6 protein-coding genes and 1 pseudogene are annotated in these 6,186 nt (G+C 59.7%); 2 read left to right on the top strand and 5 right to left on the bottom strand.

Annotated features, from left to right (window positions below; all coding sequences use genetic code 11):
* Positions 1 to 323 precede the first annotated feature (323 nt).
* Positions 324 to 443 (bottom strand): annotated as a pseudogene (locus BQ8794_RS37550) (DNA ligase); the annotation flags it as partial.
* A 145-nt stretch (positions 444 to 588) separates the two neighbouring features.
* On the opposite strand from BQ8794_RS37550, the gene BQ8794_RS23580 reads away from it, so the two are divergent.
* Positions 589 to 951, top strand: a complete 363-nt coding sequence (locus tag BQ8794_RS23580) for a hypothetical protein (RefSeq protein ID WP_077381046.1) — start codon at positions 589 to 591, stop codon at positions 949 to 951.
* 95 nt (positions 952 to 1,046) lie between these two features.
* On the opposite strand, the gene BQ8794_RS23575 is transcribed toward BQ8794_RS23580, so the two are convergent.
* The 3 genes from BQ8794_RS23575 to BQ8794_RS23565 form a co-directional block, all read right to left on the bottom strand.
* Complete coding sequence (locus BQ8794_RS23575; protein WP_077381045.1) at positions 1,047 to 1,340, bottom strand: HdeA/HdeB family chaperone; 294 nt, start codon at positions 1,338 to 1,340, stop codon at positions 1,047 to 1,049.
* 206 nt (positions 1,341 to 1,546) lie between these two features.
* Complete coding sequence (locus BQ8794_RS23570) at positions 1,547 to 1,759, bottom strand: PIN domain-containing protein (protein WP_077381044.1); 213 nt, start codon at positions 1,757 to 1,759, stop codon at positions 1,547 to 1,549.
* A 657-nt stretch (positions 1,760 to 2,416) separates the two neighbouring features.
* The gene (locus tag BQ8794_RS23565; protein ID WP_077381043.1) at positions 2,417 to 2,983 is read right to left on the bottom strand and encodes an NnrU family protein; all 567 of its coding nucleotides are present in this window, start codon (positions 2,981 to 2,983) and stop codon (positions 2,417 to 2,419) included.
* A gap of 723 nt (positions 2,984 to 3,706) precedes the next feature.
* Here BQ8794_RS23565 and BQ8794_RS23560 point away from each other — a divergent pair.
* Entirely contained in the window at positions 3,707 to 4,201 is a 495-nt protein-coding gene (locus BQ8794_RS23560) for a DUF1269 domain-containing protein (RefSeq protein WP_077381050.1), read from the top strand.
* Between the two features lie 526 nt (positions 4,202 to 4,727).
* On the opposite strand, the gene BQ8794_RS23555 is transcribed toward BQ8794_RS23560, so the two are convergent.
* Entirely contained in the window at positions 4,728 to 5,987 is a 1,260-nt protein-coding gene (locus BQ8794_RS23555) for an MFS transporter (protein ID WP_077381042.1), read from the bottom strand.
* Positions 5,988 to 6,186 lie beyond the last annotated feature (199 nt).

Here is a 6,186-nt window from a genome sequence, read left to right as displayed (position 1 = left end):
TAACTGCCGCTACTACGGCTACCGTAACTACTATCCGCGCTACTATCGGCCGTACTATCCGGGCTACTATCCGGGCTACTATCCGGGCTACTATCCGGGCTACTACCCAGGCTACTACCCTGGCTACTACCCTGGCTACTACCCTGGCTCGGGAGTGAGCATTTATCTGTCGTTCTAGCTAGCTGGATGCCCCTGCTGAAATCGTCAAGCACGCCCTTACGGGGGCGAAGCTTGTGTTTGCGCAAGATCGGCGCAATCTTTGCTCTTGGGGCATGGAGCCGCGTTTCATTTGGCATAAAGTGAGGGGGAAGCACCGTGACGAAGCGGTAGCCGTCGAACTTAACCTCGTGAATCCATCCGTCGCCCTCGGGCGGTTTCTCCACCAGGGTAGGCATCAAAGGCGGTATGAATGACAACCGGTCCCCGCCGGCAGGCTTACGCATCGAAACCCCACGCAACTCGAATTTGATTCAATATTGCACGGTTGTTTCGGTTCCGTTAGCTCTCGCTAAATAAGCGCGGTGGAACAAAGCCGTTGGTGGTGCGTAGTCTGCTGTCGGCTGCAACGGCCGAGGTAGGGGATGCTCAATGCCAACTCGCAACAAGCGTCGCATGCGAAATGCGGCTTCCATCAATTTCGGCCTAATGCTGGCGCCTAGCGTCGCGTTGATGCGACTGCCGCTGATAGCGATGGATGCCAGAAGCAATCGCCCAAAAGGCACTGAAGCAGTGAACGCCGTCAATGAGAAGACCATCGCATTCGTCGAAGGGATTTTCGCAGCGCAGGGATCTGTTGTGCAGTCGGTGATGCGTTTTTGGCCAGAAGTCATTTCCGGTCGTACACCGTCGCTGTTCAATGGCGTGGCATTGGAACAGTCCATTTATGCCGCGCTCAAGCCAGCGAGCCGTCGTGTGAAGACGAACTTCGGCCGCCTGTCAAAAAAGGCTTGATTGGTTAACGTCCATACAATGGGTCCACTGCCTCGGTGCCCAAAAAAGTGTGGCCCCTTCCGGGGCCGCTCTCTTAGGCTTCATTTGATCTTTTGCTACATCTTGCTGACGGCCTCGATCGCGCTCGCCAGCGTCGCATCGTGGTTCTTTTTGCAATAGGCCGCGACCTTCGTTGCATTGGCCTCCGCCTTGTCACCGTCCACCATGGTGTTGCCGGCTTTGCCATGGACATAGCCGTTCATCCACATGGCGACGCCAACAGCCTTGGCGGCCGACATGGCCCCGACCTCCTTGCAGGTGAGCTTCGACATGTCCAGTTCCTTGGCCATTGAGTGGCCAGCCAAAACGATACTTGCAACTGCAAGTGCAATCGGAAAATGGCGTTTCATTGTCAGGGTCTCCTCCCAAAAAGCCCCCGCCTTTTGCTGCCTAGCCAAGAAACAGTAGTGCCCTGTTGGAAGTATGACATTCACGACAAATTGAAGCGCAACGGCTTTATGAACATCAAGGCTGTCAATTAGGAACAGTACCCCGCCGCTGCCTGTACATCCGAGGTCAGCGACGGGCGGCCGGATTGGCCGATCCGGCGTAACGGTTACCTGTTGCTATCTGGCAGGCCAAGGGCGTCGCCTGCGGCGGCCACACGCTCCTTGTTGCGGGCGAACTCGTCCCTGACGATGTCCGGTACGATCAGTTCGAGTCCGGGGTGGCGGGCGCTTTCGCTCATCGCTCGTATGACCGGCTGCTGCCGCCAGTCCTTAGCAAGGTCTAGCCATACCGAGGTGTCCACAAGAAGCCACAGCGTCATAGGAATCTCTCCCCCTGCCACGCAACCTAGACGCGGTCGCCCGGGGAAGAAAGAATGCATTTGAAGGAACCCGGCAATCACGCGCCTGATAGGGGCCCCACAATCGATCCCCACACCCGCGACCGACAAACCCCGGCGGGGCGGTGCCGGCGGCCGGCCGTCCCGGCGGCGATCTCGCACGCCGGCGTTCTAGGGTCAAACTCTACCAGCTGGTCGCCGCCAACGGCCGAAATGGATGGGAAGTTGCCATTCGGCTCAACAGCCAGAACGAGCACGTTGCGCCAACTGCCGACGTTTGCGTGGGGCGCGGCGAGCGTCGCGATCCGGACCCTTTACGGCCATTCCACACGGGGACGCGCACCGAAGGGGATGAGGCCCGTCGGTCTTCATGCATCCCGAATTGGCTCTGGCACACATCGCGAGTGTTGTTCGACGACAAGACCATTTGAAGACGACACGGGCCCCCACGCGTCCGAGGTGCACAACATCGGGCTATAGGATATTTTGTTTGTGATCCCAGCTTGCAGGTTTTGATCTGGAGTCGCTGGCCGCGAACCTCGGCGTACGCTCCGACAAGATGTCTGCGAGGCACTCGATCCGCGGCAACGGGTGGGGTTCGCCAGGACATCCTCGAAGGCGCGCCGTCGCTGCGGACGTTCAAGCGAAGGGCGAGACTCCGAACAGCCAGCCGTGCAGCCAGAGCCCGAACAATGCGAAAGCCACCAAGCCGATGCCCACAGCAATCAGGTCGCTACGCGGTCGCACGACCGCGGGTGCCGGATCGCCGCGTGGAATGACGGCAATGAGATCGACAATCGCGTAAACCAGAAATGCTCCGAAGACTAGGAGCGAGGCAAGGTCGCCATTGGCCAGGAGGTGGCCGATGGCCCAAAGGATGATGCCCACCAGCATCGGGTGCTTCAGCCGATGCTTGATTGAACCCGTGGGCAAGTAAGCGGCTGCCAGAAAGACGAATGCGGCGAGCACCAACACCGACGCGACATGGCGGCCCCAAGAGGGCGGTTCGTAGATCTCAGGCGCATTGGGCCGATAAAGACTCCAGCCCCAGACGATCAGCACGAAGCCGATGATCGATAGGAGCGAATAAAGTCCCTTCCAGCGCCGCTCGTTTGTGGCGATTTGCGCATCACGAAAGCCGGCGGCGGCGATCCGAACAGAATGGATTCCGAAGAAGATCACGAGGCCGAAAACCAATACTAGCATAACACCTCCGAGGTTCGGCGCGTCGGCGGGAAGGAAGGCTTGCTTACGCTCTCGCTCGAGTTGCTGGCTGCATATGCGCAAAACGGATCCTGCGAACGAGATGATCAGAGTAATATATCAGGGACCCGCAATCTTGGAATGGGTTGTTGAGCGAAGGTCCGAATATGAAGCCGGACGAGACGCTCGCGTCTGCGTCGAAATAGTCCCGACATTTGCAGAAATCGGAGATTTCGATGGAATCGTCCGGCTGAAAGCGATCAGTCAGTCGGCCATTTCATGATCGAGCGGCGAGCCAAATTCCATTAGGCGCGCTGAAGCTCCGGAACGCTGACTATAGCACGACTAGCGATCTCGTGGAGCTTGATGCCTCGCGCGTTCAGGGCCCTGACCAGAGCGCGCAGATAGACACATCGCATTGACCGGATCATCGGCCGCACCCATAGCAAAGAAAAGAGTGGCGGTAGGCAGGTAACAAAGGCGCGAATTGCCAGATGTCCATGATCGGTCACAGGACCTTCACCCGCCTGGCAGACGGACGGTACGGTCGTGACAGGGTCGATCAGAACCTGCGGCGTAGTATGCTCCTGTGCTGTGAGGGGTTGGCTATGTGGGAGACAATTCTGTCAACAAACTGTCTCTCAGCGTTGCTATCGGAGTTTCATCCGGCCGAGTATTCAGGCATCTTAGCGCCGACGGGTGGGGGTGTCCATGAAAGGAACAGCCATGTCTAACCTCGTTGTGATCGTCTACCCCAATGAAGAAAAGGCGGAAGAGGTGCGCAAGCGCCTGTTCGAGCTGCAAGTTGAACATCTCATCAAGATTGGCGACGCGGTCATCGCAACAAAGACCGAGTCGGGCAGCGTGAAATTGAACCAGATGATGAACCTGACAGCTGCCGGCGCAGCGGCGGGCAGCATGTGGGGCTTGCTGATCGGACTGGTGTTCCTTAACCCGCTGATTGGCGTTGCTGCGGGCGCGGCGTCGGGCGCGCTTAGCGGTGCGCTCACCGACGTCGGCATCAACGACCCGTTCATGAAGAAGCTCGCGGAAACCATAGAACCTGGAAGCGCGGCCCTGTTCGTGCTCGTGAAGGAAATAACGACTGACAAGGTGCTGGCAGCGATCAAGGGGTATGGCGGGGTCGTCCTCAAGACATCGTTCGACGAAACGAAGGAACAGGCGCTGCGGGAAGCGCTAAAGAGCGCCGCCGCGTCTTAGTTTTCGTGCTTGATAGGTCACAACGATAGGTGGGCGGCGGATCGACGACAAGCTGGCTGCCATGACCGCTAGCGTGGCAGCCGACGGCTGATGTCGGATCGAGATGCCGGCCTGCTGCGGTAGCGGCTGGGCCGCAGGCCGGATCGTTGGCAGCAGGGCGTCTGACACTGTGCGGCGGGCCGGGCAACTGGGACGATCAGGGCGGCAAGCCGATGGCAGCTGGAATATGGCGACCTGAACTTGGGGCTTGCGTTTCGAATAGCGACCCGTTCCGCGGAAAGAGCGCGTCATACGGCGCTCGCAACTGAAAGACCGCAAAAGGGATGATGGAATGTTGCCATTCGGGCTCTTCCGCCAGAACGAGCAAGTAGCGCCAGGTCCAGTCATTCCGGCGAACGAGGTCGAATGCCCGCTCATGGCCTGATAGGAGACTCCTCTGTAGAGACCGCTGAGCGAAGCGCACAATCTACACAGGGCGGCAAGCGACACAGCGACGCATTCCCGACGGGATTTGTAATCAAGGGTTTCACTTTGCGGCCGGGCCGGTTCGTGGATCCAGCCGCAGCGATTCCGGCGTCGCAGCCCGCTCGGCCGGCAGTGTCCTGAACGCCTCCTTGCCAGCCTGCGATACCGGAGCGCGGCTGAGAATGCGGACCAGCGCGCATACGGCGAGCAGAGTGTGGGCGAGAGCCGTAGCGAGGAACAAGCTTTCGGGTCGCATCGCGGCCATCAGCATGGCCGCCAGCACCGGCCCGACCATCGTGCCGAACCCATACAACAGTAGCAGACCGCTCGATACCTTGACGAACTCGTCTGGACGGGCGTGGTCGTTGGCATGTGCCACTGCGACCGAATAGAGGGTGTAGGAGAGGGCACCGTAGGCTGCGGTGGTAACTATGACCAATGCGGCCGACCGCGGCTGGAGGACGAATACGAGAAGCGCGAAGGCGGCCGCTCCGGCCGCCGCACCGGCCAGCACATGGCGGCGGTCGGTGATATCGGACAGTCGGCCCACCGGAAACTGGAGAGCGGCACCAGCGAGGACAACCGCGCTTGCCATCACTGCAATGCCCGTGTTGCTGATTCCGATGCGGGCGCCATAGACGGCTCCGAGCGTTCCCCAGGCGCCGTTGGCAACGCCGGTCAGGAAACAGCCGATCAGGGCTAGCGGTGAAGTGCCATAGAGACTTTTCAGATCAAGGGCGACATCCTCTAGCGGTTTTGGCGTCGCTGCCGACGACACTGCCGTCGGGATTAAGGCGAGGCAGAAGAAGATACCGGCGACCATGAACAGACCCGCGTTCCTCACGTCTCCCAAGACGACGATCATCTGGCCGGCCACGAGCGAGGCATATGAGACAATCATGTAGAGGCCGAAGACGGTGCCCCGGTTCTCATTGGTCGCCTTCTCGTTCAGCCAGCTCTCGATGATCATGTAGGCCCCGGCCATGGCGAACCCTGTGAAGGCGCGAAGAACAATCCATACATACTGGTCAACCATCAAGCCCGTGAGCAGCGCGATGATTGCACCAGAAGCCGCAAAGGTGCCGAATGCGCGGACGTGCCCGATCTGGCGGACAAGCCGAGGTGCCAAGATGCAGCCGGCGACGAAGCCGCCCGCCCAAGCGGTTCCTAGTAGCCCAAGGGATGCAGTCGAGAAGCCTTCCGCCTGCCCGCGTAGCGGCAAGAGCAGTGCGTGCAACCCTGTTGCTGCAAGCAGGAAGCCCGTGCCGCGAAGAAGCGACAGGATGGGGCGGTAGCCGAGGGGTAAGAGGTAACCTAGCATCTTCCGATAGGGCACAACAGCTTTGGCACCCACACTAAACTGGCCGCCGGTCGCCTGATGTCAACGCATGAGGCATACATTAGTCCGCTTTCCCCTTGAGCGGTCACTGCCGCCTCGCGATAAGAAGGTCCACTTGGGGTCGTGGGCGTGAGTTCGGCTGAGCGGAAGCGAACTTCCGCTAGAGCGGGATGAATTTAGG

Origin of the sequence: Mesorhizobium prunaredense (assembly GCF_900156895.1) — a bacterium.
Classification (GTDB): Bacteria; Pseudomonadota; Alphaproteobacteria; order Rhizobiales; family Rhizobiaceae; genus Mesorhizobium; species Mesorhizobium prunaredense.
The sequence above is the reverse complement of the archived record's forward strand: the minus strand, read 5'-3'. Positions and strand labels throughout refer to the sequence as shown.

What these genes read in the sequence shown, in the direction of transcription:
- BQ8794_RS23580 (WP_077381046.1), top strand. Translation starts at nt 589, where the DNA reads ATGCCAACTCGCAACAAGCGTCGCATGCGAAATGCGGCTTCCATCAAT.
- BQ8794_RS23565 (WP_077381043.1), bottom strand. Translation starts at nt 2,983, where the DNA reads ATGCTAGTATTGGTTTTCGGCCTCGTGATCTTCTTCGGAATCCATTCT.
- BQ8794_RS23555 (WP_077381042.1), bottom strand. Translation starts at nt 5,987, where the DNA reads ATGCTAGGTTACCTCTTACCCCTCGGCTACCGCCCCATCCTGTCGCTT.
- BQ8794_RS23560 (WP_077381050.1), top strand. Translation starts at nt 3,707, where the DNA reads ATGTCTAACCTCGTTGTGATCGTCTACCCCAATGAAGAAAAGGCGGAA.
- BQ8794_RS23570 (WP_077381044.1), bottom strand. Translation starts at nt 1,759, where the DNA reads ATGACGCTGTGGCTTCTTGTGGACACCTCGGTATGGCTAGACCTTGCT.
- BQ8794_RS23575 (WP_077381045.1), bottom strand. Translation starts at nt 1,340, where the DNA reads ATGAAACGCCATTTTCCGATTGCACTTGCAGTTGCAAGTATCGTTTTG.